Raw genomic sequence first — 690 nt, 5'->3', positions numbered from 1 at the left:
TTATTTCAAGTTTTCTTTAAAAAACGCTTGCGTAAAATTCGCCGCGCCCTATAATGCGACCCCACTGAGACGGCAGCAGGCAACGCTTAAGCTGCAAGAGTTAATCAGTTAGTCGAGTAAAACTTGAGTTTAGATTATTAAGAAAGTTTAAAATTAAGTGTTGACAAAAAAATAGGAAAGCGTAATATGCGCAGCCCTAGCGAGATAAAGTTTAACTTTAACCGCAACGTTCTTTAACAATATAAAGCAATCATCTGTGTGGGCACTCGTACAGATTGAGTTCTAACAGCCGAGCTTAATTCGCTAAGCAAGGCAAAAAATTTAGAGTCTCAATGTGATTTCTCGAAAGAGAAGCTGAGTGACCAACAGAAGTAACTTATTTATAAGTTGCTTCGGCACAGTCAATTCAATATCGAAAGATATTAAATAAATTCAGAATTCATTGAGCGTGTCGGCTCTCTTTATGGGAGAAGACAGAAAAAACTTTTAATTGAAGAGTTTGATCATGGCTCAGATTGAACGCTGGCGGCAGGCCTAACACATGCAAGTCGAGCGGTAACAGAGGGTAGCTTGCTACTTTGCTGACGAGCGGCGGACGGGTGAGTAATGCTTGGGAATATGCCTTTTGGTGGGGGACAACAGTTGGAAACGACTGCTAATACCGCATAATGTCTACGGACCAAAGTGGGG

1 rRNA gene is annotated in these 690 nt (G+C 41.3%); it reads left to right on the top strand.

Annotated features, from left to right (window positions below):
- Positions 1–487: 487 nt before the first annotated feature.
- Positions 488–690: ribosomal RNA gene (locus tag H5187_RS23860) — 16S ribosomal RNA — on the top strand; the annotation flags it as partial.

It is taken from the genome of Pseudoalteromonas sp. SG44-1 (assembly GCF_014164315.1).
Taxonomy (GTDB): Bacteria; Pseudomonadota; Gammaproteobacteria; order Enterobacterales; family Alteromonadaceae; genus Pseudoalteromonas; species Pseudoalteromonas rhizosphaerae.
Note: the sequence above shows the minus strand (reverse complement) of the source record. Positions and strands in the feature narration are given on the sequence as shown.